Annotated in this window: 21 protein-coding genes; 4 read left to right on the top strand and 17 right to left on the bottom strand. The window is 43.9% G+C overall.

Annotated features, from left to right (window positions below):
* Positions 1-132: 132 nt before the first annotated feature.
* The 4 genes from hypD to PG840_RS02045 form a co-directional block, all read right to left on the bottom strand.
* The gene (hypD, locus tag PG840_RS02060; RefSeq protein WP_117835654.1) at positions 133-2,505 is read right to left on the bottom strand and encodes a trans-4-hydroxy-L-proline dehydratase; all 2,373 of its coding nucleotides are present in this window, start codon (positions 2,503-2,505) and stop codon (positions 133-135) included.
* 4 nt (positions 2,506-2,509) lie between these two features.
* Entirely contained in the window at positions 2,510-3,418 is a 909-nt protein-coding gene (locus tag PG840_RS02055) for a trans-4-hydroxy-L-proline dehydratase activase (protein ID WP_195250478.1), read from the bottom strand.
* 232 nt (positions 3,419-3,650) lie between these two features.
* Positions 3,651-4,490 (bottom strand): C39 family peptidase, encoded by an 840-nt coding sequence (locus PG840_RS02050; RefSeq protein WP_118198570.1) that lies wholly within the window; start codon positions 4,488-4,490, stop codon positions 3,651-3,653.
* 226 nt (positions 4,491-4,716) lie between these two features.
* The gene (locus tag PG840_RS02045) at positions 4,717-5,454 is read right to left on the bottom strand and encodes a peptidylprolyl isomerase (RefSeq protein WP_270205515.1); all 738 of its coding nucleotides are present in this window, start codon (positions 5,452-5,454) and stop codon (positions 4,717-4,719) included.
* Between the two features lie 176 nt (positions 5,455-5,630).
* Here PG840_RS02045 and PG840_RS02040 point away from each other — a divergent pair, with 176 nt between their 5' ends.
* The 3 genes from PG840_RS02040 (at position 5,631) to fucO (ending at position 8,814) form a co-directional block, all read left to right on the top strand.
* Positions 5,631-6,989: an MATE family efflux transporter gene (locus PG840_RS02040; protein WP_270205514.1), complete on the top strand. Its 1,359-nt coding sequence runs from the start codon at positions 5,631-5,633 to the stop codon at positions 6,987-6,989.
* 2 nt (positions 6,990-6,991) lie between these two features.
* Positions 6,992-7,552 carry a TetR/AcrR family transcriptional regulator C-terminal domain-containing protein gene (locus PG840_RS02035; RefSeq protein WP_008374533.1) on the top strand — a complete coding sequence of 187 codons (561 nt, stop codon included), beginning with the start codon at positions 6,992-6,994 and terminating at the stop codon, positions 7,550-7,552.
* A 116-nt stretch (positions 7,553-7,668) separates the two neighbouring features.
* Complete coding sequence (fucO, locus tag PG840_RS02030; protein ID WP_270613330.1) at positions 7,669-8,814, top strand: lactaldehyde reductase; 1,146 nt, start codon at positions 7,669-7,671, stop codon at positions 8,812-8,814.
* Positions 8,815-9,117: 303 nt separating this feature from the next.
* On the opposite strand, the gene yihA is transcribed toward fucO, so the two are convergent.
* The 7 genes from yihA to PG840_RS01995 all read right to left on the bottom strand — a co-directional run bounded on the left by yihA (position 9,118) and on the right by PG840_RS01995 (position 16,660).
* Positions 9,118-9,720 carry a ribosome biogenesis GTP-binding protein YihA/YsxC gene (yihA, locus tag PG840_RS02025; RefSeq protein WP_270613329.1) on the bottom strand — a complete coding sequence of 201 codons (603 nt, stop codon included), beginning with the start codon at positions 9,718-9,720 and terminating at the stop codon, positions 9,118-9,120.
* Entirely contained in the window at positions 9,710-12,049 is a 2,340-nt protein-coding gene (gene lon / locus PG840_RS02020) for an endopeptidase La (RefSeq protein ID WP_270613328.1), read from the bottom strand. Before lon ends, yihA begins: the two co-directional genes overlap by 11 nt.
* A gap of 79 nt (positions 12,050-12,128) precedes the next feature.
* The gene (gene clpX / locus PG840_RS02015; protein WP_008374524.1) at positions 12,129-13,379 is read right to left on the bottom strand and encodes an ATP-dependent Clp protease ATP-binding subunit ClpX; all 1,251 of its coding nucleotides are present in this window, start codon (positions 13,377-13,379) and stop codon (positions 12,129-12,131) included.
* A gap of 64 nt (positions 13,380-13,443) precedes the next feature.
* On the bottom strand, positions 13,444-14,028 hold the full coding sequence (clpP, locus tag PG840_RS02010) for an ATP-dependent Clp endopeptidase proteolytic subunit ClpP (protein WP_008374523.1): 585 nt from the start codon (positions 14,026-14,028) through the stop codon (positions 13,444-13,446).
* A 40-nt stretch (positions 14,029-14,068) separates the two neighbouring features.
* Positions 14,069-15,355: a trigger factor gene (gene tig, locus PG840_RS02005; RefSeq protein WP_055246719.1), complete on the bottom strand. Its 1,287-nt coding sequence runs from the start codon at positions 15,353-15,355 to the stop codon at positions 14,069-14,071.
* An 83-nt stretch (positions 15,356-15,438) separates the two neighbouring features.
* Positions 15,439-16,119, bottom strand: coding sequence for a hypothetical protein (locus PG840_RS02000; protein WP_270613327.1), 681 nt, complete (start codon positions 16,117-16,119; stop codon positions 15,439-15,441).
* Positions 16,109-16,660, bottom strand: a complete 552-nt coding sequence (locus PG840_RS01995; protein ID WP_117557029.1) for a DJ-1 family glyoxalase III — start codon at positions 16,658-16,660, stop codon at positions 16,109-16,111. Before PG840_RS01995 ends, PG840_RS02000 begins: the two co-directional genes overlap by 11 nt.
* Positions 16,661-16,792: 132 nt before the next feature.
* On the opposite strand from PG840_RS01995, the gene PG840_RS01990 reads away from it, so the two are divergent.
* Entirely contained in the window at positions 16,793-17,242 is a 450-nt protein-coding gene (locus PG840_RS01990) for a CYTH domain-containing protein (RefSeq protein WP_117556965.1), read from the top strand.
* 68 nt (positions 17,243-17,310) lie between these two features.
* Here the strand turns inward: PG840_RS01990 and PG840_RS01985 are convergent, their stop codons facing one another.
* From PG840_RS01985 to hisA, 6 genes are all read right to left on the bottom strand, one after another.
* On the bottom strand, positions 17,311-18,519 hold the full coding sequence (locus PG840_RS01985; RefSeq protein WP_270613326.1) for an aspartate kinase: 1,209 nt from the start codon (positions 18,517-18,519) through the stop codon (positions 17,311-17,313).
* A gap of 26 nt (positions 18,520-18,545) precedes the next feature.
* Complete coding sequence (locus tag PG840_RS01980; RefSeq protein WP_117835643.1) at positions 18,546-19,763, bottom strand: homoserine dehydrogenase; 1,218 nt, start codon at positions 19,761-19,763, stop codon at positions 18,546-18,548.
* An 8-nt stretch (positions 19,764-19,771) separates the two neighbouring features.
* A complete protein-coding gene (locus PG840_RS01975) occupies positions 19,772-20,212 on the bottom strand; it encodes an ACT domain-containing protein (RefSeq protein WP_008374505.1) in 441 nt (146 codons plus the stop codon).
* Positions 20,205-21,315, bottom strand: a protein-coding gene (gene prfB, locus PG840_RS01970) for a peptide chain release factor 2 (protein WP_117556961.1) whose coding sequence is annotated in 2 segments (ribosomal slippage) — positions 20,205-21,239 and positions 21,241-21,315 — 1,110 coding nt in all. Because the reading frame shifts where the segments join, the coding sequence is not laid out codon by codon here. Before prfB ends, PG840_RS01975 begins: the two co-directional genes overlap by 8 nt.
* Positions 21,316-21,365: 50 nt before the next feature.
* Positions 21,366-23,933: a preprotein translocase subunit SecA gene (gene secA, locus PG840_RS01965; protein ID WP_022220283.1), complete on the bottom strand. Its 2,568-nt coding sequence runs from the start codon at positions 23,931-23,933 to the stop codon at positions 21,366-21,368.
* A 115-nt stretch (positions 23,934-24,048) separates the two neighbouring features.
* Entirely contained in the window at positions 24,049-24,822 is a 774-nt protein-coding gene (hisA, locus tag PG840_RS01960; RefSeq protein WP_270613325.1) for a phosphoribosylformimino-5-aminoimidazole carboxamide ribotide isomerase, read from the bottom strand.
* Positions 24,823-24,943: the final 121 nt, after the last annotated feature.

Below are 24,943 nucleotides of genomic sequence, written 5' to 3'. Positions count from 1 at the left end.
CACGATATTCTTACCAAAATTTTTCTTCCCGGTTCAAAAAATAACAGAAGCACCGCACACAGATTACTCTCTGCATTGCGGCGCTCCTGCTTCTTCCTTTATTTAACCTTTTTCAATTTCTCTGGTTATTTTCTATTCGAATGACTGCTCTGTACGGTTGATGATCTCATCCTGAAGCGGTTTGCTTAAGTTACGGAAGAAATCACTGTATCCTGCAACACGCACGATCAAATCTCTGTAATCTTCCGGATGCTTCTGCGCTTCCTGCAGAGTCTTTCTGTCGATAACGTTGAACTGTACATGATGTCCATCCATTGCAAAGTAGCTGCGGATCAGACTTGCCATATTGTCAAGACCTTTCTCTCCTGCTACGACGTCCGGTGTGAACTTCTGATTCAGAAGTGTTCCTGCTGTAGCAAGATGATCCATCTTAGCACATGATTTGATAACTGCTGTCGGTCCGTTCACATCTGCGGATTTCTCCGGTGAAATACCTTCTGAAACCGGGATATGTGCTTTACGTCCGTTAGCTGTTGCTCCGATCACATCTCCGAAGTAAACATGGCAGGTTGTAGGAAGCATATCGACTCCGTACTTTCCGCCTCTCATAGTCGGACGTCCTGTGATCAGGTCATGATACAGATAAAATACGTCCTGCATCAGATCATCTGCGTAGTCATCATCGTTACCATATTTTGGTGTCTTGTCATGAACCATACGGTAGATTGCATCGTATCCTTCAAAGTTGTGATCCATTGCTTCGATCAGTTCTTCCATTGTGAAGTTCTTCTTGTCAAATACATTGTATTTAACAGCTGCAATACAGTCTGTAACGGTTCCAATACCAACACCCTGAATGTAGTTCGTGTTGTATCTTGCTCCACCTGCATTGTAATCTTTTGCATTACTGATGCAGTCGTTTGTTACAACGGAAAGACACGGTGCCGGCATATTTTCTGCATATAATCTCTCGATTACGTTGTTTCCACGGATCTTGATATCGATGAAATGCTTCATCTGTTTCTTAAATGCATCCCAGAGCTCATCAAATGTCTTGAAGTCTTTTGCATATCCAAGCTTCAGTCCAAGCTGTTTTCCTGACATTGCATCATATCCATTGTAAAGAGTCAGCTGGAAGATCTTCGGAATATTCATATAACCGGTCAGGATATATGCTTCACTTCCCCATGCACCTGTCTCTACACAACCTGAAGATCCACCACGACGGGCATCTTCCAGAGATTTACCTGCATTGACAAGTTCCATGATCTGGGCTTCTGTATTGTAGAATGCTGGCTGTCCCCATCCTTTTCTTGAGATCTCGCATGCTCTCTTAAGGAAACGTGCCGGTGTTTTCTTGCTGATGGTTACATTAGAGTTCGGCTGTACAAGCTTCATCTCATCCATACAGTCAAGGATCAGGTAGCTGACTGCGTTTACACCGTCTTTACCATCTGGTGTAACTCCACCTGTATTGATATTCGCAAAGTCTACATAAGTAGCACTTTCTTTTAAGGTAATACCAACCTTAACCGGTGCCGGCTGGTTGTAGAATTTGATCCATAAGCATTCAAGCAGTTCTTTTGCTTTCTCGTCATCAAGGATTCCTGCTTCTGTATCTGCTTCATAATAAGAAATCAGATGCTGATCCAGACGTCCCGGACTGAATGCATCCCATGGGTTCAGTTCTGTTGTAACCGCAAGATGTGTAAACCAGTATAACTGGATTGCCTGCCAGAAGGTCTGCGGTTTGTGAGCCGGAACAACTTCCAGGTTGGCTGCGATCTGCTCTAATTCTTTCTTACGTGTAGGATCTGCTTCTTTTTCTGCCATTTCAAGGGCAAGCTTGTGATATCTTTCTCCAAGAATGATAACCGCATCACATGCAATATCCATCGCTTTGAGTTCTTCCATTTTATCGGTAGCTTCCGGATCATTCATGAAATCCAGCGCATCCATAGTCTTTTTGATCTTTTCTTTGTATTCCAGATATCCAACTTTAAAGTTCTGTTCACCACCGCATGTATGTCCAGGTCCTCTCTGCTCCATAAACTCTGTGAACATACCTGCTGAATAGCAGTCATTCCATTCCGGAGTCATAGCTGCAAGGATCTTCTCTCTCATGCTTCGTCCTGACCAGTAAGGAATGATTTCCTTCTCCTGGATCTCACGATCTTCTTCTGTTGTATGGAAAGATACGAGGTCACGTTCACTCATAACTACCATATCTTCTTTGCTGTGGCAGCAAAGTTCCGGGAATGTAGGAGAAGCCTGTGGATCTTTTCCTTTTTCACCAACGATCAGCTCACCGTCTCCCAGATAAAGTGTCTTCTTTGAAAAATATTCTTTTAATACCATGGCTCTCATAACCGGAATCGAATATTTCCCATCATTTTTTCTGTAAAAATCTGTCTCGATTCTTGCTCTTTCGAGATCAATGTGAACCGGTGTTGTAACACTCAGTTCTCTCAGCTTCTGAATTCTTTCATTCATGCCTCTTGCCATTTTCTTATCCTCCTATTTTTGTGTTGGTATACCCTGCATCCTGAAAAAGCTTTACAAAACTTTCCATCTCTTCTTTTTCCGGTGCATGTAAATCAGTTCCCTTGTATTCCATACCCAGCTTCGGATATTTACTGCTTCCTGTGTTATGGTAAGGTAGCAGATTAACCTGTGCCGGATGAATGCCGTGTTTCTTCAGAAAATGAATGGTATCTTCCATGTTCTGCACATTGCCGTTCACTTCTTTGATCGTCGGGATTCGGATGTAAATCCTTGCCCCTGCATCCGAAAGCTTCACCAGGTTATCCAGGATCAGCTTATTGTCAACTCCGATATACTTTTTATGTAATTCCGGATCCATCACTTTTACGTCATATAAAAACGTATCTACATACGGTAAAATTGCTTCAAATTTATCATACGAAACATATCCGCAGGTGTCAATGGTAAGCGAAATTTCTTCTTTTTTAAGTGCTTTCGCGATCTGTAAAATATAATCCGTTGACATCACCATCACTTCCCCGCCGGAAAGTGTGACTCCACCGCCGGACTGTTCATAAAACATCCGGTCTTTCATCAGCTCTTTTACCAGTTCCTTTACCGGATACTCCTGCCCGACAATCTCCCGAATGCCTTGCGGACAGAAATTATCACATTTTCCGCAAAGCTGGCATTTCTCTTTGTCAAGCTCCGGCTTTCCATCTACCATAGTGATGGCACCGTTCGGACAGACCTTCGCACAGGTTCCACATCCGACGCACTTTTCTTTATCACACTGAAGCTCTCTCTCAAAACGCTGTGTCTCAGGGTTGTGACACCACTCGCACTTTAATGGACATCCTTTAAAAAATACAGTAGTACGGATTCCATCTCCGTCATGGATCGAATACTTCTGAATATTCGTTACTAAATTCATGGTAGCTCTCCTTCTTGTCATTTTTCTCTTTAGACTAACGTTTGTACCATAGTCTAAAGATACCAAAAAAACAAAAAATTGTCAATCCTTTGGCAAACTTCTTCTCAAATATTTTTACAATCCTGATCTTCTTTCCTTAAGTAGACGAAACTCTGCACTCAGCTCATCACATATATATAAAAGAAGAGATACTTCACAGACTGTTTTTATCTGCAAAGTACCTCTCACTTCTCTATTGTACATTCTTCAAAATCACACACTGATTACCTCTGGAACGAAAAGCCGATTCAAACTGTGCTCTGTCATAGCTCACAATCCCTTCGATCGGGTCTGCAACAGTCACACTGTCTGCACTGTATCCGATCAGTACAACACAATGATCGTTCATCGCCCAGCTGGCTTCTCTTCCATCTTCCGTATTCCAGCTTTCCATTATCTGACGTTCTTCCATACCAATTGTTCCCCATACAACCACGGGGGTTCCTTCACTTACAAAACGATACAGCTGTTCCGGCTCTGATCCTGTCTCGTCCTCTGCTTTCATTGCATTTCCATTATCTGCAAGATAGCCATCTGCTGCCGTCACGATTGCTCCCGCTCCGCAGCTTAATCCATCCGTCTCTGACTGTGGATTTCCTATAAAATAATTGTAAATATCATTTCCATATAAAGTTTCATTGTCTCCGTAATAAGTGTTGGTCCATCCAACTGTCGGTAAATATTTGAGTGCCATTGCCATCTTATCTGCAGAATATCCATAATAATTCAAAGCCATTGTAAGAGATGTGATCTCACATCCGGTAGGAAGCTCCGGCATCTGTCCTGTAAATGCAAAATCAGAAATACTGCTACTCTCCGGAAGGGGTGTCTTTTTCACCATTTCCGCATTTTTTATCTTCTGCGTCTTTGCTGTCGTTTTCTCCACTGCTGTAACAGACTGTCTTGCTCCTTTGATCTGTTCTAATTTTGCTTCTATATATGTAGTATCTTTTAATGTAAATCCTACGATAACGGCGCCAACCAGTATCCCTGCTGCCGCTGCGATCCATTTTGCTGCACTGCGAATCTGCATTCGTACCTCCGTTTCTTAACACTTCTGTAACAATTCCGTCATATATACTACAACTTTTTTCGTGTTTCGTCAAATCTGCGGGGGAGTTTTCACAAATATTTCATAAATGAGAGTTGGCAGCACAAGTGATTCCAGATAGAAGGATTGCCTGCGCAATGGGTGCAGATCCGATAAAAATTAATCTGTCCTGCTGTTTTTTATCAATCGAATGAAATCCTGGCAAATACTATGCCATATATTTCTTCTTCAGTTCTTCCACCTTCGCGGTATAAGCCTTCTGCTGCTTTTTCTGCATGATCTCACTCTTAATCTGCTCTTTTACATCATCAAGCTTCGCATCTTCGGCTTCTTTCTTATCTTCCACTTTGATCAGATGGTATCCGAACTGTGTCTTGACCGGTCCAACCACGTGTCCGATCTCTGCTGCAAATGCGGCATCCTCGAATTCTTTGACCATCTGTCCTTTTCCAAATTCGCCAAGGTCTCCACCGTTTGCTCCTGACGGGCAGGTAGAAGATTCTTTTGCAACATCCTCAAATGCTTTTCCTCCACTTACGATGGATTCAAGAAGTTCGTTACATTTTTCTTCGGAATCAACCAGAATATGTTTTGCATGAACAGATGCTCCTTTTGCAAATCTTGCTTTGTTTGCTTCAAAATATTCTCTGATCTCTTCATCTGAAATTGTGATTTTCTCAAAAATCTTGCCGATCGCCATTTGTGCAAGGATATCTTTTCTTGCATTTTCCAGAATTGCTTTGAACTTTTCTGTCTCGTCTAATTTTTCTTCTTCACCATATTTTGCAAGTGCATAAACTGCGATCAGCTGATCGACACACTGTTTGCGGAAATCCGGATGGGATGCGTATACCTGCTGTTCTCTCGGAAGGCTTGCGATAAATGCATCTACCTCTGCTGATGTAATTTCATGTCCGCAGATTACTGCTTCAACTGTTTTTTCCATAATTCCTTTGTACTCCTTTTTTCTCGTAGTGTTTCAATTGTACCATTTCATACGGTGTTAGTCAAAGTTGGTTTTATTTCTATGAAACTTCTCTTCATCTGATATCTTTTCTTCCGACTTCATGTTATACTTCGTTTAGGTATGTTTTTTTAGTTTTTTCATTGGAGGTTATTAACATGTCAAACGAAAGTACAAAAACCAATCAGATTACCGAAGGAGTTATCTGGAAGCAATTATTGATTTTTTTCTTTCCTATTGTAGTTGGAACTTTGTTTCAACAGCTTTATAACACCGTAGATGCTGTCATCGTCGGTCGTTTTGTCGGAAAGGGCGCACTTGCCGCAGTCGGGGGATCTTCTGCCGTTCTTTCCAATCTGATCATCGGATGTTTTACGGGACTTGCAAGCGGTGCATCTGTAATTGTTTCCCAGTTTTATGGTGCAAAGGATGAGCGGAATCTGCAAAAGAGTCTGCATACCGCCTATGCTTTTTCCGTTATTCTCAGTATTGTATTTACAATACTCGGATGGGCCTTAACACCATTTCTTTTGAAGCTCATCGATACGCCTGCAGATACACTTGCAGATTCTATTCTTTATCTGCGGATTTACTTTTTAGGTATTTCCGGTACCTTGATCTTTAATATAGGCTCAGCCATCATGCGCTCCATCGGTGATTCTCGCAGACCACTATATTACCTGATCGTCTGTTGTTTTCTAAACATCATCCTCGATCTGGTACTGGTAATCGTATTTGATATGGGAATTGTCGGAGCCGCTATCGCGACCATTATTTCACAGGCAGTAAGTGCAATCCTTGTTACCAATGCACTGATGAAAAAATATGATGACTGCAAGCTTTATCTGAGCAAACTGCACATAGACCTTTTGAAGCTGCGTATGGAATTCCGCATCGGTATTCCAAGTGCACTGCAGGCATTTATGTACAGTATTACCAATATCATTATTCAGGCAGCGATCAATGGTTTCGGAACCGATACTGCCGCTGCATGGGCTTCTTTTGGTAAACTGGATGCGCTTTTCTGGACAGTCAACGGAGCATTCGGAATTGCGATCACAACCTTTGCCGGTCAGAATTACGGAGCAGGAAAAAAAGACCGTATTTTCAAAAGTGTACGTATCTGCCTTGCCATGGCAGTGGCTGTGTGCGGAGGGATCGTACTGTTTTTAGCCATCTTCTGCCGCCCACTGTTCTCAATTTTTACGACAGATCAAAATGTAATCAATATCGGTATTGATATGCTGCGTTTTATGGCACCGTGCTACACTATTTATGTATTTATTGAAGTTCTCTCCGGTGCACTTCGCGGAACCGGCGATGTCCTGCTGCCGACACTGATCACACTTGGCGGCGTATGTCTGATCCGTATTCCGTGGATTATGTTTGTCTTACCGGCACACCATACCACAACCTGTGTAATGCTTAGTTATCCGATTTCCTGGATCACTACCACAGCTTTGATCATACCGTACTATTTATATAGAAAAAACATGCTTACGATTAAGGAGAATTGAACATGGCCAAATCCGAATCTACCAAATACCGGCTCGCCGAAGCAATGAAAACCTGCATGAAGACCACTTCTGTCGATGATATCACCATCCGCCAGATTGTGGAAGTCTGCGGCGTCACACGCCAGACCTTTTACCGCAATTTTCTTGATAAATATGATCTGATCAACTGGTATTTTGACAAACTTCTTCTTAAATCATTTGAACATATGGGCGAAGGTACCACTGTTTATGACGGACTGGTCAAAAAATTTGAATATTTAAAGGAAGAGCACCTGTTTTTCGCTGCAGCATTCCGCTCTGACGATCAGAATTCTTTAAAAGAACATGATTTTGAACTGATTCTGGAATTCTATTCAAACCTTATTTTCCAGAAAACCGGAAGACGCCCGGATGCAGAAACTTCATTTCTTTTAGAGATGTACTGCCGTGGCTCGATTTACATGACTGTCAAATGGCTGCTTGGCGGAATGAAATTTCCGCCTGCGCAGCTTGCAAAACAACTGGTACTTGGCATGCCGGAAAAACTTGTGCAACTCTTCACTGATTTGCATATTTTGTCTTAATTTTTTGTATAAATGTTACACTTTTCATATTCTGTAACTTTTTTTACCACCTTCTTATTGTTAAAATAGTATCAGAAACAAGTGATTTTATCATAAACGAAAAGGAGATATGTATCATGGCAAACAGAATTATGTTAAATCAGACATCTTATCATGGAGCAGGTGCAATCGCAGAGATTGCAACAGAAGCAAAAGCTCACGGTTTCAAAAAAGCTCTTGTATGTTCTGACCCGGATCTGATCAAATTCAATGTTACTTCCAAAGTAACAGATATCTTAGACAAAGAAGGACTTGCTTACGAAATCTACTCTGATATCAAAGCAAACCCGACTATCGAGAACGTACAGCACGGTGTTCAGGCTTTCAAAAATTCAGGTGCTGATTACATTATCGCAATCGGCGGCGGATCTTCTATGGATACTTCCAAAGCAATCGGTATCATCATCGCAAACCCAGAATTTGAAGATGTAAGAAGCCTGGAAGGTGTAGCTCCGACAAAGAAACCTTGCGTTCCGATCATTGCCGTTCCGACAACAGCCGGTACTGCTGCAGAAGTTACGATCAACTATGTAGTAACAGATGTAGAAAAGAAACGTAAATTCGTCTGTGTAGACCCACATGATATGCCGATCATCGCTATTGTAGACCCAGAAATGATGTCCTCTATGCCAAAAGGACTGACCGCTTCAACCGGTATGGATGCATTAACTCATGCGATCGAAGGCTACACCACAAAAGCCGCATGGGAAATGACAGATATGTTCCACTTAAAAGCAATCGAGATTATCTCCAAATCTCTCCGCGGTGCTGTTGAAAACACTAAAGAAGGAAGAGAAGGAATGGCTCTTGGACAGTACATCGCCGGAATGGGCTTCTCAAACGTAGGTCTTGGAATCGCTCACTCAATGGCTCATACCCTTGGAGCAGTCTATGACACACCACACGGTGTTGCATGCGCAATGATGCTTCCGATCGTAATGGAATACAACGCAGACTGCACAGGAGAAAAATACCGTGAAATCGCCCGCGCAATGGGAGTTGAAGGCGTAGATAATATGTCTCAGGAAGAATACAGAAAAGCGGCTGTAGATGCAGTCCGCAAACTCTCTGAAGACGTAGGAATCCCATCCAAACTCGAATCCCTCAAAGAAGAAGATCTCCAGTTCCTCGCAGAATCCGCCCACGCCGATGCCTGCGCACCTGGAAATCCAAAAGACGCATCCGTAGAAGATCTGAAAGATCTGTTTAGAAAACTGATGTAATCAAAAATTTATATAATCTGGCAAGAAATCTAAAATGATATCCACATTCTAAAAATTGGTATCCCACTTGCTTTTCTTGCCAACCAACTAGAAAAAGCAACCCCCACAAATCCCGCCCAAAGTGGAATTTGTGGGGGTGAACTTTTTCTCCCCGTATCTTAGTTGATGCAACCCACTTGAGATATCAGCGCCCGAATCGCCATACATCTTGTTTGGATGCATTGAGGAAGCTGCTCGCATTCTGCATGGACGTCGATCCACAATCATAATCCGAAAACTGATAATGCAATGGATTTTTCAAGGTTATTCCTCTGTTCCTTTTCCCAGGAATTCTGTGTCTACAAGATTCCAGATCTCATCCCGTCCCTGCTTTGTCTCTGCTGAGAAAGGAATCACAACAGTTCCCGGAAGCAGCTTCAGTCCGGTCTTAATTGCCTTTACCTGCTTCTGTACCTGACTTCTCTTCAGCTTATCAAGCTTTGTCGCGATAATGATCGGATTGAATCCCTGATCCACGATCCAGTCATACATCATCTTATCATTCGCAGATGGATCATGACGGATATCGATCAGAAGGAAGACGGCTCGCAGCTGTTTAGAGCCATGAAGATAACGCTCGATCAGCTTTCCCCACTGTGCCTTCTCCTGCTCGGAAACCTTTGCATAACCGTATCCCGGAAGGTCCACCAGATACATTTCTTCGTTGATATTGTAAAAGTTGATGGTCTGTGTTTTTCCAGGTTTTGCCGAAGTTCTGGCAAGCGCCTTCCGGTTCATCAGTGCATTGATCAGAGAGGATTTGCCGACATTGGATTTTCCGGCAAATGCGACCTCCGGCAAAGTGTGATCCGGCAATTTACTTGTAATTCCACAGACTGTTTCCAGATTTACATTCTTAATTACCATCTTTTTTCCTCCGTGTGCGCATAAGTGCGATTTTCAGAACCTCTTCCATCTGCGATACCGGAATAATCTCCAGTCCCTTTGTGATCTCAGAAGAAAGTTCATCCACATCTTTTTTGTTCTCCCTCGGTACAAGTACCGTCCTGATTCCGGCATTCTTTGCCGCCAGGAGCTTCTCTTTCAGTCCTCCGATCGGAAGTACTCTTCCCCGCAGCGTAATCTCACCCGTCATGGCAAGATCGGCACGCACTTTCTTGTCTGTAATTGCAGAGAGCATCGCAGTCGCCATCGTAATACCGGCTGAAGGTCCATCTTTCGGAACTGCCCCTTCCGGAATATGGATATGGATATCATGTTTTTCAAAGAAATCTTCAGCAACCTTATATTTACTGCTGATTGACCGGATATAACTGATTCCTGCCTGCGCAGATTCTTTCATCACATCGCCAAGCTGTCCCGTCAGAATAATCTCACCCTTTCCTGGCATTACATTCACTTCAATCTGCAGGGTATCTCCTCCTACACTGGTCCATGCCAGACCACGGACGATTCCCACCTCATCCTCGGCATTTGCCATCTGATAGGTGTACTTTTCTTTTCCAAGATACTTTTCAATATTCCGCTCTGTTACCTGAACTCTCTTTTTATCATGTTCATAGATCTCTCTGGCAGCCTTCCTGCAGATATTACCGATTTCACGCTCCATCTGACGCACACCGGCTTCCTTGGTGTAGTTCTGCGCAATTTTCCAGATCACGCCCTTACTGATCGTAAGCTGTTCTTTTGTTAGTCCATGTCTTTCCAACTGCTTTGGAATCAGATGTTCTGTCGCAATATGCAGCTTTTCATTCTCCGTATAACTGCTGACCTCAATTACTTCCATACGGTCAAGAAGTGGTCGGGGGATTGTCTGCAGCGAGTTAGCCGTCGTTACAAATGTCACCTCAGACAGATCGACCGGAACTTCCAGATAATGATCACGGAAACGATTGTTCTGTTCACTGTCCAACACCTCCAGAAGCGCAGAAAAAGTATCTCCCTTATAGTCTGTGCTGACTTTATCAATCTCATCCAGAAGGAGCAGTGGGTTCTTTACCCCGGCGCTCTTAATACCGTTTGCGATCCGTCCCGGCATTGCACCAACATAAGTTTTTCTGTGTCCACGGATTTCAGCCTCATCACGGACACCGCCAAGAGAAATTCTCACATACGGTTTTTTCAGTGCTTTTGCAAGTGATCTTGCAATGGATGTCTTTCCAGTTCCCGGAGGACCTACCAGACACAGGATCGGGCTGTCACCCTTTTTCGTAAGAGCACGTACTGCCAGAAACTCCAGCACACGTTCTTTAACCTCTTCCAGTCCGTAATGTTCTGCTTCCAGAAGCTCTTTCGCATATGCAATGTCTGTAAAATCCTCAGCCCGCTTATTCCATGGCATTTCCAGCATGGTTTCAATATATGTACGGATCACACCCGCTTCTGCCGGACTCTGCATGGAATTTTTAAATCTGCTGATCTCTTTTTTCAGCTTTTCTTTTACCTCATCCGGTGCATCCAGCGCTTCTGCCTTCTGTGCAAATTCCTCCGCATCGGAAATTGTAGTATCCTCACCAAGCTCTTCTCGGATCAGCTTCAACTGTTCGCGCAGGATATATTCTCTCTGATGCTTATCCACACGCTCTTTCACCTTCATCTGGATCTCATCGCGGATGTTCATGATCTGCATCTCATTGACCAACTTAAAGGAAATAAGCTCATAACGTCTGTCAAAATCAAGTTCTTCCAGGATTTCCTGCAATTCCCGGTAATCCAGAGGCATATTCGCTGCCACCTGATTCACCATCTTTTTCAATTCCGTGATCTCTTTGATCTGGTTTACCATATCTTTTGTGATCTTCGGCATTCTCGCCGCATAATCCAGATACAGATCCCGAAGTCCCCGCATCATCGCTTCCCGGTTGATCTCGCCTGCAATATCCGGATCACTCTCTTCCGGGATCGTAATATTTGCCCGAAGATACGGATCTGCAAATTCTATTGTATTTAAAACCGCCCGCTCTTCTGCAGATATAAGCACCCGCAGAATCTGCTTTGGCAGTTTGATGATCTGTTTTACTGTCGCAACTGTTCCCACACGGTAGAGATCTGCTTCTCCCGGATTTTCCACTTCCACATCTTTCTGTGTCAGCAAAAAAATCTTCTGGTCGCTTGCCATCGCTTCCTGAACCGCTTCAATCGAGCGTTCCCGGCTGATGTCAAAATGTGCCACCATCTCCGGCAGAATTGTCATTCCCCGCAGGGCAACCATTGGCAGACTTTCTGTTCTGTTCATATAGTTTTTTCTCCTGTTAAATAAAAATGGATGCTTCTGGCCTTAACCGTCAGCACCCATTTCCATACGTCTGATTTTCTTATGCACTTTCCGGTCTTGCTTCGATCTTTTCTGTACTCGGTGCTTTCTCCCCAAGTACTGCCTCTTTTGTCACAAGACAGTATTTCAGATTCTCATCAGACGGTGCTTTATACATGATATCCATCATTACATTTTCCATGATCGCACGGAGTCCTCTGGCTCCTGTCTTACGCTTCAGGGAAGTCTCAGCAATCGCCTCCAGCGCCTCTTTGTCGAATTCCAGTTCCACATCATCCAGCTCCAGAAGCTTCTGGTACTGTTTTACAATCGCATTCTTTGGTTCCGTCAGAATACGGATCAGATCTTCCTTATCCAGAAGTTCCAGGGATACAGTTACCGGCACACGTCCTACAAGTTCCGGGATCAGTCCGAACTTCACAAGATCCTGTGGAAGGATCTGCTGCAGAAGCCGGTCGATATCTTCCTCATGCCGCTGCGCGATCTGTGCCTCAAATCCAATGGATTTCTTATCTATTCTGTTCTCTATGATCTTATCTATTCCCTCAAACGCTCCACCGCAGATAAATAAAATATTGGTGGTATCGATCTGGATCATCTCCTGCTGCGGATGCTTACGTCCACCCTGTGGCGGTACATTTGCGATTGTACCTTCCAGGATCTTCAGAAGTGCCTGCTGAACACCTTCTCCTGATACATCACGGGTAATCGACGGATTCTCAGATTTTCTTGTGATTTTGTCAATCTCATCGATATAAATGATTCCGTGCTCTGCACGTTCAATATCACCATCTGCTGCCTGAATGATCTTAAGAAGAATATTCTCTACATCTTCTCCGACATATCCCGCTTCTGTAAGCGCAGTTGCATCTGCAATTGCAAACGGTACATTCAGAATTTTTGCGAGAGACTGTGCCAGAAAAGTCTTACCGCATCCTGTCGGTCCTACCATCAGGATATTACTCTTCTGAAGCTCCACGCCCAGATCTTTTTCTGCCATAATACGCTTATAGTGATTATATACCGCAACAGAAAGTACTTTCTTTGCTTCGTCCTGTCCGATCACATAATCATCCAGAAATGCCTTGATTTCTTCCGGTTTCAGAAGATTGATATCATCATATGCATTTTCTTCTTCATAACCAAGTTCATCTTCAATGATCTCAGTACATACATCCACACACTGGTCACAGATAAACACCCCATTTGGTCCGGCGATCATCTTGCGTACCTGACTCTGTGGTTTATTGCAAAAAGAACATCTTACGATTTCTTCATATTTTCCTGCCATATTCTTACCTCGCACTTTTTTACACGTAAAGGGAATGTCCCAATAAGGACATTCCCTTTTCCCGTTAACGGCTTGTAATAACCTTATCAATCAATCCATATGCCAAAGCTTCTTCGGCAGTCTTCCAGTTATCTCTTTCCGTATCTGCACAAATTGTCTCATAACTCTGACCTGTATTTGCAGCCATCAATCTGTTCATTCTTTCTCTGATCTTCAGAATATGCTGTGCATTGATCTCAATCTCGGTTGCCTGACCCTGTGCACCGCCTGAAGGCTGGTGAATCATGATCTCTGCATTCGGAAGGGCATATCTCTTTCCCTTTGCTCCGCCTGCGAGAAGGAAAGCACCCATACTTGCAGCCATTCCCATACACATCGTAGAGACGTCACATTTGATGTAATTCATAGTGTCGTAGATCGACATACCCGCTGAAATCGATCCGCCAGGACTGTTAATATAAAACTGGATATCCTTTTCCGGATCTTCTGCTTCCAAAAACAGCAGCTGCGCTACGATCAGGCTCGCTGATGCATCATTCACTTCAGTATCCAGGAAAATGATTCTGTCTTTTAAAAGTCTTGAATAAATGTCGTAAGAGCGTTCTCCACGGCTTGTCTGTTCAACGACATAAGGTACTAAACTACTCATGTAACACTCCTCCTGCTATATTAAAGTATGAAACAGATACTTATTTTTCTACGGCATTGTCAACTACAAATGTAATTGCTTCCTGAACTGCCATATCCTGCTTCATCTGTTCTTTTTCTTTGTCGCCCATAAAGCTCTTAAGCTTGTCAGCTTCCATCTGGTAAGCTTCTGCCATCTTAGCGATCTCTTCGTCTAATTTTTCATCTGTGATTTCGATGTTTTCTGCTTTTGCAATTGCTTCAAGAACAAGTCTTGTCTTGATTCTCTTCTCAGCCTGCGGACGAAGTTCATCCATCATCTTGTCAGCTGTCATGCCTGTGAACTGCATGTACTGGTCAAGAGTCAGTCCCTGCTGCTGCATTCTCTGAGCGAATTCATCAAGCATCTGTCTTGCCTGTGTATCAACCATAGCTTCCGGAAGATCCATCTTAGCTGATTCGATGATCGCATCTACAGCTGCATCTTCCTGTGCTCTCTTGCCATCGTTTACTTTCTGCTCTTTGATCTTAGCTTTGATATCAGCTTTTAATTCATCAAGAGTATCGAATTCTGATACTTCTGAAGCAAATTCATCATCAAGCTCCGGAAGTTCTTTTGCTTTGATCTCATGAACTGTGCATTTGAATACAGCTTCTTTTCCTTTGAGGTCTTCTGCATGGTAATCTTCCGGGAATGTAACCTTAACTTCAACTTCTTTTTCTGGTTCTGCACCGATCAGCTGTTCTTCAAATCCTGGAATGAAAGATCCTGAACCGATTGTCAGCGGATAGTTTTCTCCTTTTCCACCTTCAAAAGCTTCTCCGTCTACAAATCCTTCAAAATCAAGGACAACTTCGTCTTTATCCTGTACCGGACGTCCTTCTACTGTGATTGTTCTTGCGTTCTTAAGCTGTTCTTCCTCAAGCTTAGCGTCGATTTCTTTCTGTGTTACGCGGTTAGAATATTTCGGAACTTCGATTCCTTTGTATTCGCCAAGTTCTACTTCCGGCTTTGTAGCTACTTCAGCTGTGAAGATGAACGGTTTTCCTTTTTCGATCTGTGTTACATCGATCTTCGGCTGAGATACGATCTCAAGTCCGCTTTCATCGTATGCTTTTGAATATGCTTCCGGAATCAGAGCGTTTGCTGCATCATCATAGAAGATTTCCGGTCCGTACATCTTTTCGATAAGCTGGCGCGGAACTTTTCCTTTACGGAATCCAGGAACATTAATTCTGCTTTTCTGTTTCTGGTATGCTTTCTGAAGTGCTCCTTCTAATTCTTCTGCTGAAACTTCGATTGTGAGTTTCGCCATATTGTGTTCTAACTGTTCAACTTGTAAACTCATTACCATTTCCTCCTAAATTTACATATGCAAAAAGTCGACAGACTTATCTACATTACAATCATTTTACAAGTATAGCACAACTTCTACAGTTTATCAAGCTCTAAAATTCGTTCTATAAAGCCATTTAATTCCTCATCACCGATCGACCAGGTATTCCGCCCTTTTTGCGTCACGGTAAAGGTATATTCCTGCTTCTCTCCATACTGCATATCAAGATAAGAACTTCTTAAAAGGCTGTATGCACCGGTCATGTAATCCAACACCATTGCCTCTTTGATTTCTTCATCTGTTCCGCTGTACTTTCCTGCATCTTTGTCTGCCTGGATCTTCTCGGACTCTTCCTTCAGCTTCGGCATGAAACGGGTAAATACATCCACCGGCTGGTACTTTACCGTCACCTCACAGGTCTTACTCCCCGTCTTTTTCACACCACTTACCTGATAACGGGCGGAACTAAAGATCTCTTTGATCAATACACCATATGTCTCAGAAAAGTCATTTTCCGTCTCCACACCATTTAGCAGACAGTCCTGGACAAAAGCATTGATCCCGTTCTCATAGACCTTTTTCAGATCACTGTCTGATGCTCCGAGGATTTCCTTTGCTTCCTGGGTTTGTCCCTGAAAAGTCAGATCCAGGTTCGCCTGCACATATTTTTCCACCTTTCCTTCATTGATCCCACATCCGGCAAGCAGTGTAGTCAAAAGCAACACTGCCAGAAACACACTGCCTGCTTTTCTCTTTTTCCAGAAACTACCGTTCATAGACTACCTGCTTTGAAATGGTATCTGCGCTTTCTTTATCCCGCAGCTCGCTGATCAGTGCAAGTGCAAAATCGATCGCGGTTCCAAGTCCCCGGCTGGTTGTGATATGTCCATCTGTCACTGCCGGCTGACAGGTAACTTCCGCTCCGGTAAGTCCTTCTTCCATTCCCGGATAGCAGATTGCCTTCTTTCCTTTCAGGATTCCCATTCCGCCAAATACGGTCGGTGCCGCACAGATTGCAGCCAGATATTTTTTTTCTTCATTATGTTTTAAGATCAGCTTTTCAAGACCTTTGTGTTCTTTTAAATGGATTGTTCCCGGCATCCCCCCCGGAAGCACCAGCATCTTCACCTCTGAAAAATCTGTATTTTCAAACAAGCTGTCTGCTTTTACTATAATTCCGTGTGCCCCCTGGATCTCTTCCTGTCCCATGATGGAAACGGTTCTGGTCTCGATCCCGGCTCTTCTTAAAAGATCAACGACCGTAAGACCTTCAATTTCTTCAAATCCATCTGCAAGAAATACACATACTTCACTCATAATCTTGTCCATCCTTTCTTTTTCCTGATGTTCCCCATTGTAACAGAAGCCTGCAAAAATGGCAACTTTCTGCCTTGTCTCCCCCGAAAAACTCCGCTATACTGTTAATGAATATATAAGGAGGGCTTTCCCATGGAAATAGAACGCAAATATCTGATTCATAAGCTTCCGGATCACCTTGAAGCTTATCCGCACCGCACACTTGAGCAGGCTTATCTATGCACCGAACCGGTTGTCCGTGTCCGCAGGGATGCTGATGACTACATCCTGACCTACAAATCCAAAGGTCTGATGATTCGTGAAGAACATAATCTTCCTCTTACCGAGGAAGCCTACTGCCATCTGCGCGAAAAGGCAGACGGGCGCATTATCACAAAAGAACGCTATTGCATCCCTTACGGAGATCATCTCACGATCGAGCTTGATGTCTTCGCCGGTGATCTCGCCCCACTTCTCCTTGCCGAAGTCGAATTCTCTTCCGAAGAAGAGGCAAATTCCTTTACCCCGCCGGATTGGTTTGGTGAGGATGTCACCTTTTCCAGCAAATATCATAACAGTACACTGAGTCAGAAAAAGGATTGAGAAATTTCCCAATCCTTTTTTCTTCCGCAAATGCTCCATCCGGTACATTTGCGACCACATTCTTTTTATTAGTCTTCCAGACCAAATCCGTCATGGATTGCAACCAGTGCACGGTCTGCATCTTTTTCATCGATCAGAACCGTGATACGGATCTCTGATGTAGAAATCATATTGATATTGATATTGGAATTGCTAAGTGATTCAAACATGGTCGCAGCAACGCCCGGATTGCTGAGCATTCCGGCTCCTACGATCGATACCTTTGCAACTTTTTCGTTATAATTCATCTCTTTGATCGTAAGGACTTCTTTTCTGGCTTCCAGAACTTCCATTGCCTCTTTAAGATCATCCTGTGATACAGTAAACGTAATGTCTTTTGTTCCGTCACGTCCAACTGACTGAAGAATAATATCTACGTTAATATTATGCTTTGCAAGTGTATTGAAAATCTTAAACGCAGTACCTGGTTTGTCTTCTACACCCATTACTGAAATTCTCGCTGTATTTTTATCTGCCGCAACGCCGGTAATTAACATTTTTTCCACCTTTGCTACCTCCTTGACCAGGGTTCCTTCTTCTGTGTTCAGGCTGGAACGTACAACCAGCTCAACCCCGTATTTTTTCGCCATCTCTACAGAACGATTATGTAAAACCTTTGCCCCTGATGTTGCAAGCTCCAGCATCTCATCGTAGGTGATCTCTTCGATTTTGCGTGCATTCGGTACCACTCTCGGGTCTGCAGTGTAAACACCGTCTACGTCTGTATAAATCTCGCATTTGTCTGCATGCATTGCAGCCGCAAGTGCCACAGCTGTCGTATCGGATCCACCTCTTCCAAGTGTGGTATAGTCTCCATAATGGTTGACTCCCTGGAATCCGGTTACGATCACGATCTTACGGTTCTCCAGTTCGTGGGTGATACGGTCTGTATCCACTCTTTTAAATCTTGCATTTCCGTTCCGCGCCGTAGAATGCATCTTTACCTGGAATGCATTCAGCGAGATTGCCGGAACATTCAAAAACTGAAGTGCCATTGCCATCAGTGCCACAGATACCTGCTCTCCCGTGGTAAGGAGCATATCAAGTTCTCGTTTTGATGGATACGGATTGATCTCGGCTGCCTTCTCAAGCAGTTCATCTGTTGTATCTCCCATTGCAGAGAGAACAACGATCACATCATTCCCCATCTGATACTCTTCTGCGCAGCGTCTTGCCACATTAAAGATCCTCTCTTTATCTGCAACCGAACTGCCGCCAAATTTCTTAACTACCAGCATAATTTCCTCCTACAGTTCCTGCATTTTTATACTTCTTCTTCTACTCTTATCATATGCAGAATTTCCGGATAAGCTTTTGCTTTTTCCTCATATTCTCCCTCGGTCATCACCGGTGTGACAAAACCGAATTCTCCATTGACTCCTGCCTCTACAAATCTTACTTCACCAAAATCATTGCCGATTCGTTCTTTGAGCGCATCCTCATTTCCACGGATTCGCACCAGGAACTTCTTGCTGGTCTTGCTTCTGTCTTCCAATGTAAGCTTTTCTTCGCTCCAGAAATTCATGATATCTCTGCCCTGATTCTGTACAACTGCCACAATGTCAGCCACAACCGCACTTGCAGTCGGAAGCTTTCCTGCCCCACTTCCGTAGAACATCGCATCTCCCAGCATATTCCCCTTTACAAATACGGCATTAAATACACCATTCACACTGTAAAGCGGATGTTCTGCATGAAGAAGCACCGGTGCAACTCCCGCATAAAGAGTTCCGTCCACATGCTTACACTCAGCAAGAAGTTTGATATTCATTCCCAGAGCCTTTGCATACTGCATATCTTCTGTTGTGATCTTTGTAATACCTTCGGTATAAATTTCTTCAAAATCCACATATTTTCCTGAGATGATCGATGCAAGGATCGCGATCTTCCGGCATGCATCCTGTCCTTCCACATCAGCAGTCGGATCTGCCTCTGCAAATCCATTCTTCTGTGCTTCACGGAGAACCTCTTCATAGTTCGCTCCCTCGTAGAACATCCTGGTCATCATGTAATTGGTTGTTCCGTTCAGGATTCCTGCGATTTCTTCGATCTCATCACCTGTCAGGGATGATCCAAGTGCCCGGAGGATTGGAATCCCCCCTCCCACACTTGCTTCAAAAAGGAAATTCACATTCTTTTCCCGTGCTGTTTTAAGAAGTGCGGATCCATGCTTGGCAACCAACGCCTTATTGGATGTCACAACACTTTTTCCTGCTTCCAGTGCTTTTCTGACAAAGGTATTCGCCGGTTCCACACCGCCCATCACTTCTACTACAATTCCAATCTCCGGATCATTCAGGATAATCTCATAATCATGAACAATCTTTTCCTGGATCTTATCTCCCGGGAAATTTCTCAGATCCAACACATATTTTACTTCAATTTTTTCTTTTGCCCGTGACGCGATCAGCTTCTGATTTACATCCAGAACTTCTACCACACCAGAACCTACGGTACCATAACCCAATACTGCAATCTTCATCTTTTTGTCTACTCCCTGCCTACGATTTTCAAATAATGCACACCTGAATGCTGTTCAATCTCTTCCACCATCTCCGACAGATTCTTCGTTGTCTGCAACACCTCCACACTGAGTGTCAGTGTTGCCACCCCGTTGATCGGAATACTCTGGTGAATAGTCAGGATATTCGCCTGATACCTTGCCACCGCGTTTAAAAGCTCTGCCATAACCCCCGGTGTATCATCAAGCTGAATAACCATCGTAACAGTCCTTCCTTTTTCATTTTCGTGAAATGGGAAAATATCATCCTTATATTTATAGAAAGAACTTCTGCTGATACCGATCTCTTCTGTCGCTTCCTGAATAGTCATTCCACGTCTGGTTGCGAGCAGTCTCTTTGTCTCGACAACCTTTATGAGCACCTCCGGCACTGCTTTTTTCTTTACCACATAGTACTTTGTATTATCCATTGTTACTCCTCTGTTTCAGATAAGCATTGATAAATGGATCCAGCTCCCCATCCAGAACTGCACTTACATTTCCGGTCTCTTCACCGGTACGGTGATCCTTGACCAGATTGTAAGGATGTAAAATATAGGATCGGATCTGGCTTCCAAAATTGATATCCTGAACTTCCCCCCGGATACCGGATACCTTTTCTTCCTGCTCCTGCTTTTTCAAAAGATACAGCTTGGCTTTCAACATCTGCATCGCTTTGTCCTTATTAAAAAGCTGCGAACGTTCATTCTGGCACTGCACTACGATTCCTGTCGGAAGATGCGTGATCCGCACCGCAGACGAAGTCTTGTTGATATGCTGTCCTCCTGCTCCGCTCGAACGGTAGGTATCGATCCGCAGGTCGTCGTCATTCAGCTCAATGTCAATATCATCTTCAATATCCGGTATCACATCACAGGATGCAAAAGATGTCTGCCTCTTGCCTGCTGAATTGAACGGAGAAATACGCACCAGACGGTGCACTCCCTTTTCTGACTGAAAATAGCCATATGCATTATCTCCCGTTACTTCAAACGTGATTCCTTTCAGTCCGGTAATATCTCCGTCCTGATAGTCCAGCACGGTTATCTGAAATCCTTTTGACTGTGCATATCTTGTATACATACGATACAGCATATTTGCCCAGTCACAGCTGTCTGTTCCTCCGGCTCCTGCATGCAGTGTCACGATTGCATTGCAGGAATCATATTCTCCCGAAAGAAGCGTCCGGATCCTGAGATCTTCAAATTCTTTTTCAAATTTAGCGATCTCACGCTGGATCTCTTTGATCATCTCCCGGTCTTCTTCCTCTTCCGTAAGTTCGATCAGTGCATTGATATCTTCATATGAACTTTCCAGATCCCGGACCTCCTTCACACAGTCCTGCATTTTCCGGAGTTCTTTCATGATCCTCTGCGAAAGCTCTGTCTTGTCCCAGAACCCCGGTTCTTCTATCTTTCTTTCCAGCTCTTCAATCCGTTTTTCTTTGCCTGCCAGGTCAAAGTGAATCCCTCATTTCCTTCAGGGGTTCTTCATACGCATTTAATGTCTGCTTAAATCCGTCTAATTCAACCACTGTATCACCTCAAATCTCATAAAATTATATAAAAATCCAAACAGTCGTATTTATTTTCTTCCACAGCACTGTTTGTATTTCTTGCCGCTTCCACACGGGCATGGATCATTTGGATATATCTTTTTCTCGGCACGTACCTTTGGTCCCTTCGCAACGCTGTCATCTTTATTGGTACCGGTTACCTTTGCAACCTGTTCTCTTTCAACCTTCTGTTCTACATTGACATGGAAGAGAAGTCTGACTGTATCCACTTCGATTGCACGTGTCATTTCACCGAACATATCATATCCGATCATCTTGTATTCAACCAAAGGATCTCTCTGTCCGTAAGCCTGCAGACCGATTCCCTGACGTAACTGATCCATATCATCAATGTGATCCATCCATTTTGCATCGATCACACGCAGAAGGAACACACGCTCCACCTCACGCAGATGCTCTGCTTCCGGGAACTGTGCTTCTTTTTCTTCGTATGCTTTTGCAGCACGTTCTTTCAGGAGATGCTTGATCTCTTTTGGCTCTTTATCCTTTGCATCCTCCTCCGTAACCGGCGGAAGCGTTGGAATCACATCCAGAAGGTCACGGTTCATTGCTCCAAGATCCCATTCTTCAAAATCCTGTTCCTCAGAAAGATTGGCATCGACAGTATTTTCCACAAAGTCTGTGATCATATGGAAGATAGAATCTCTCATATTCTCACCGTCAAGGACTCTGCGTCTTTCATCGTAGATGATCTCTCTCTGTTCGTTCATTACCTGGTCATATTCAAGCAGGTTCTTACGAATACCAAAGTTATTGCTCTCAATCTTCTTCTGAGCCTTCTCAATCGCACTTGAAAGCATCTTGTGCTCGATCTGTTCTCCTTCTTCTACTCCAAGCTTGGTAAATACATCCATCAGTCTCTCGGAACCGAACAGACGCATCAGGTCATCCTCCAGAGAAATATAGAATCTGGATTCTCCCGGATCGCCCTGACGTCCGGCACGTCCACGCAACTGGTTGTCAATACGACGGGACTCATGACGTTCTGTACCGATGATCTTCAGTCCGCCGGCTGCTCTTGATTCTTCATCAAGCTTGATATCCGTACCACGGCCTGCCATGTTGGTTGCGATCGTAACAGCCCCATGCTGTCCTGCCTGTGCAACGATCTCAGCCTCCAATTCATGGAACTTGGCATTCAGTACATTATGTTTTACGCCGCGTTTACTGAGCATCTTACTGAGGAGCTCGGAAGTTTCGATCGTGATCGTACCAACCAGAACCGGCTGTTCTTTTTCATGCGCTTCACAGATTGCATCAATAACTGCGTTAAATTTCTCTTTCTTTGATTTGTAAACGGCATCCTCTAGGTCAATTCTCTGTACCGGAACATTCGTCGGAATCTCAATAACGTCCATTCCGTAAATATCACGGAACTCCTGTTCCTCTGTGAGGGCTGTACCTGTCATACCGGATTTCTTCTCATATTTATTAAACAAATTCTGGAATGTAATGGTAGCCAGAGTCTTGCTTTCTCTCTTGACCTTTACATGCTCTTTTGCTTCGATTGCCTGATGAAGTCCGTCAGAATAACGGCGTCCCGGCATGATACGTCCGGTAAATTCATCAACGATCAGGACCTCATCATCTTTTACTACATAATCCTGGTCACGGAACATCAGATTATGTGCACGCAGTGCCAGAATGATGTTGTGCTGGATCTCCAGGTTCTCCGGGTCAGCAAGGTTCTCAATATGGAAGAACTTCTCAACCTTCTTCACACCCTCTTCGGTCAGGTTGATATTCTTTTCTTTTTCATTGACAATGAAGTCTCCGGTCTCTTCGATCTCTTCTCCCATAATGGCATTCATCTTAGAGAATTCCCCGCTTGCTTCACCTCTCTCCAGCTGTCTTGCCAGAACATCACATGCTTCGTAAAGTCTGGTTGACTTTCCGCTCTGTCCGGAAATGATAAGCGGTGTTCTCGCTTCATCGATCAGAACTGAGTCAACCTCATCGATAAGTGCATATTTCATACCGCGCTGTACCAGCTGTTCTTTATAGATAACCATGTTATCACGGAGGTAATCGAAACCAAGTTCATTATTCGTCACATAAGTGATATCGCAATTATACGCTGCACGTCGTTCATCATTATCCATCTGGTTCAGAACAACTCCAACAGTCAGTCCCAGGAATTCATGAACCTTTCCCATCCACTCAGCATCACGCTTTGCCAGATAGTCGTTGACTGTTACAATATGCACCCCTTCTCCGGTCAGTGCATTTAAGTATGCCGGCAGTGTAGATACAAGTGTTTTACCTTCACCGGTCTTCATCTCGGCAATACGGCCCTGATGCAGGATGATACCACCGATCATCTGTACACGGTAGTGGCGCATTCCAAGTACACGGACAGCTGCCTCTCTTACAACAGCAAACGCTTCCGGAAGAAGATCGTCCAGTGTCTCTCCTTTTGCAAGCCTCTCCTTGAATTCTTTCGTCTTTTCTTTCAATTCCTCATCGGAGAGCTTCTGCATCTCCGGCTCCAGCGCATCAATATGATCCACGATCGGGTAGATTCGCTTCAATTCATGTTCGCTGTGCGTTCCAAATATCTTTTCAATAATTCCCATTTTATTAAGCTCCTTATATTCCTTGCTTATCACTTCTGTCTGAAGTGTTTTGCTTTTTTCCGCTATAGATAGACAGTATCCATTGTAGCACCATTTCTTTTATTCTTCAATCAGTTTATTTCACCGGTTCTGTCAGCTCGGCATACGGAATCTTACCGCCAAAAAGATCCAGTGCACTGCCGATCGTATAGTCCAGCTTTTCCCCGCTGATCCATGCAAACTCCCGCAGATCCTCCATGCTTCCAATTCCACCGGCATAGGTGATCGGAAGTCCGTCCCACGCCGCAAGCATCCTGACCAGATCCTCCTCTGTACCAGATGCTTTTCCTTCTACATCAACCCCGTGAACCAGAAATTCATCACACCATCCGGACAGCTCTTCCAGGACCTCCGGTATCAGTCTGAGCTCAGTAAATGTCTGCCATCTGTTGGTTACAATATAATAACTGTTCTCGCGCCTCCGGCAGCTGAGATCCAGTACCAGATGCTCTTTCCCTACTGCCTTTTTCAGCCGGTCCAGCCGGTCATACCGCACCTGTCCATTCTGAAATACATAGGATGTAACGATCACATGACTTGCCCCTTCCTCCAGATACTCTGCAGCATTTTCTGCAGTAATTCCTCCGCCGATCTGCATTCCGCCCGGATAGGCATGTAGTGCTTTCAGTGCCTGTGCCTTTGTCGCATCATAGTATTCCGATGCCGGCGGATTCAGCAAAATAATGTGTCCTCCGGTAAGTCCATCTTTCTTATACATTGTCGCATAATAATCTGCATCCTGTCTGGATATGTAATTTTCTACCGCTGCATTTCCCGCATCTTTCAGGCTACCACCCACAATCTGCTTGACTGCACCGTTATGAATATCTATACATGGTCGAAATTTCATGAAGTCCTCCGCTTTTTCTGTTGATCTCGTCTTTGCATACCGTCATATTGTATCACACCCACGGACATTTTACTACCTTTTGTCTGTAAAAAGGCAAGACTTTTCCGCAAAGTCTTGCCTT

This window comes from Coprococcus sp. AM97-35, assembly GCF_027697525.1.
GTDB lineage: Bacteria > Bacillota > Clostridia > Lachnospirales > Lachnospiraceae > Allocoprococcus > Allocoprococcus comes.
The sequence above is the reverse complement of the archived record's forward strand: the minus strand, read 5'-3'. Positions and strand labels throughout refer to the sequence as shown.

Bases quoted from the DNA above. Each gene is read 5' to 3' on its own strand.
- hypD (WP_117835654.1), bottom strand. From the start codon at position 2,505: ATGGCAAGAGGCATGAATGAAAGAATTCAGAAGCTGAGAGAACTGAGT.
- PG840_RS02055 (WP_195250478.1), bottom strand. From the start codon at position 3,418: ATGAATTTAGTAACGAATATTCAGAAGTATTCGATCCATGACGGAGAT.
- PG840_RS02050 (WP_118198570.1), bottom strand. From the start codon at position 4,490: ATGCAGATTCGCAGTGCAGCAAAATGGATCGCAGCGGCAGCAGGGATA.
- PG840_RS02045 (WP_270205515.1), bottom strand. From the start codon at position 5,454: ATGGAAAAAACAGTTGAAGCAGTAATCTGCGGACATGAAATTACATCA.
- PG840_RS02040 (WP_270205514.1), top strand. From the start codon at position 5,631: ATGTCAAACGAAAGTACAAAAACCAATCAGATTACCGAAGGAGTTATC.
- PG840_RS02035 (WP_008374533.1), top strand. From the start codon at position 6,992: ATGGCCAAATCCGAATCTACCAAATACCGGCTCGCCGAAGCAATGAAA.
- fucO (WP_270613330.1), top strand. From the start codon at position 7,669: ATGGCAAACAGAATTATGTTAAATCAGACATCTTATCATGGAGCAGGT.
- yihA (WP_270613329.1), bottom strand. From the start codon at position 9,720: ATGGTAATTAAGAATGTAAATCTGGAAACAGTCTGTGGAATTACAAGT.
- lon (WP_270613328.1), bottom strand. From the start codon at position 12,049: ATGAACAGAACAGAAAGTCTGCCAATGGTTGCCCTGCGGGGAATGACA.
- clpX (WP_008374524.1), bottom strand. From the start codon at position 13,379: ATGGCAGGAAAATATGAAGAAATCGTAAGATGTTCTTTTTGCAATAAA.
- clpP (WP_008374523.1), bottom strand. From the start codon at position 14,028: ATGAGTAGTTTAGTACCTTATGTCGTTGAACAGACAAGCCGTGGAGAA.
- tig (WP_055246719.1), bottom strand. From the start codon at position 15,355: ATGAGTTTACAAGTTGAACAGTTAGAACACAATATGGCGAAACTCACA.
- PG840_RS02000 (WP_270613327.1), bottom strand. From the start codon at position 16,119: ATGAACGGTAGTTTCTGGAAAAAGAGAAAAGCAGGCAGTGTGTTTCTG.
- PG840_RS01995 (WP_117557029.1), bottom strand. From the start codon at position 16,660: ATGAGTGAAGTATGTGTATTTCTTGCAGATGGATTTGAAGAAATTGAA.
- PG840_RS01990 (WP_117556965.1), top strand. From the start codon at position 16,793: ATGGAAATAGAACGCAAATATCTGATTCATAAGCTTCCGGATCACCTT.
- PG840_RS01985 (WP_270613326.1), bottom strand. From the start codon at position 18,519: ATGCTGGTAGTTAAGAAATTTGGCGGCAGTTCGGTTGCAGATAAAGAG.
- PG840_RS01980 (WP_117835643.1), bottom strand. From the start codon at position 19,763: ATGAAGATTGCAGTATTGGGTTATGGTACCGTAGGTTCTGGTGTGGTA.
- PG840_RS01975 (WP_008374505.1), bottom strand. From the start codon at position 20,212: ATGGATAATACAAAGTACTATGTGGTAAAGAAAAAAGCAGTGCCGGAG.
- secA (WP_022220283.1), bottom strand. From the start codon at position 23,933: ATGGGAATTATTGAAAAGATATTTGGAACGCACAGCGAACATGAATTG.
- hisA (WP_270613325.1), bottom strand. From the start codon at position 24,822: ATGAAATTTCGACCATGTATAGATATTCATAACGGTGCAGTCAAGCAG.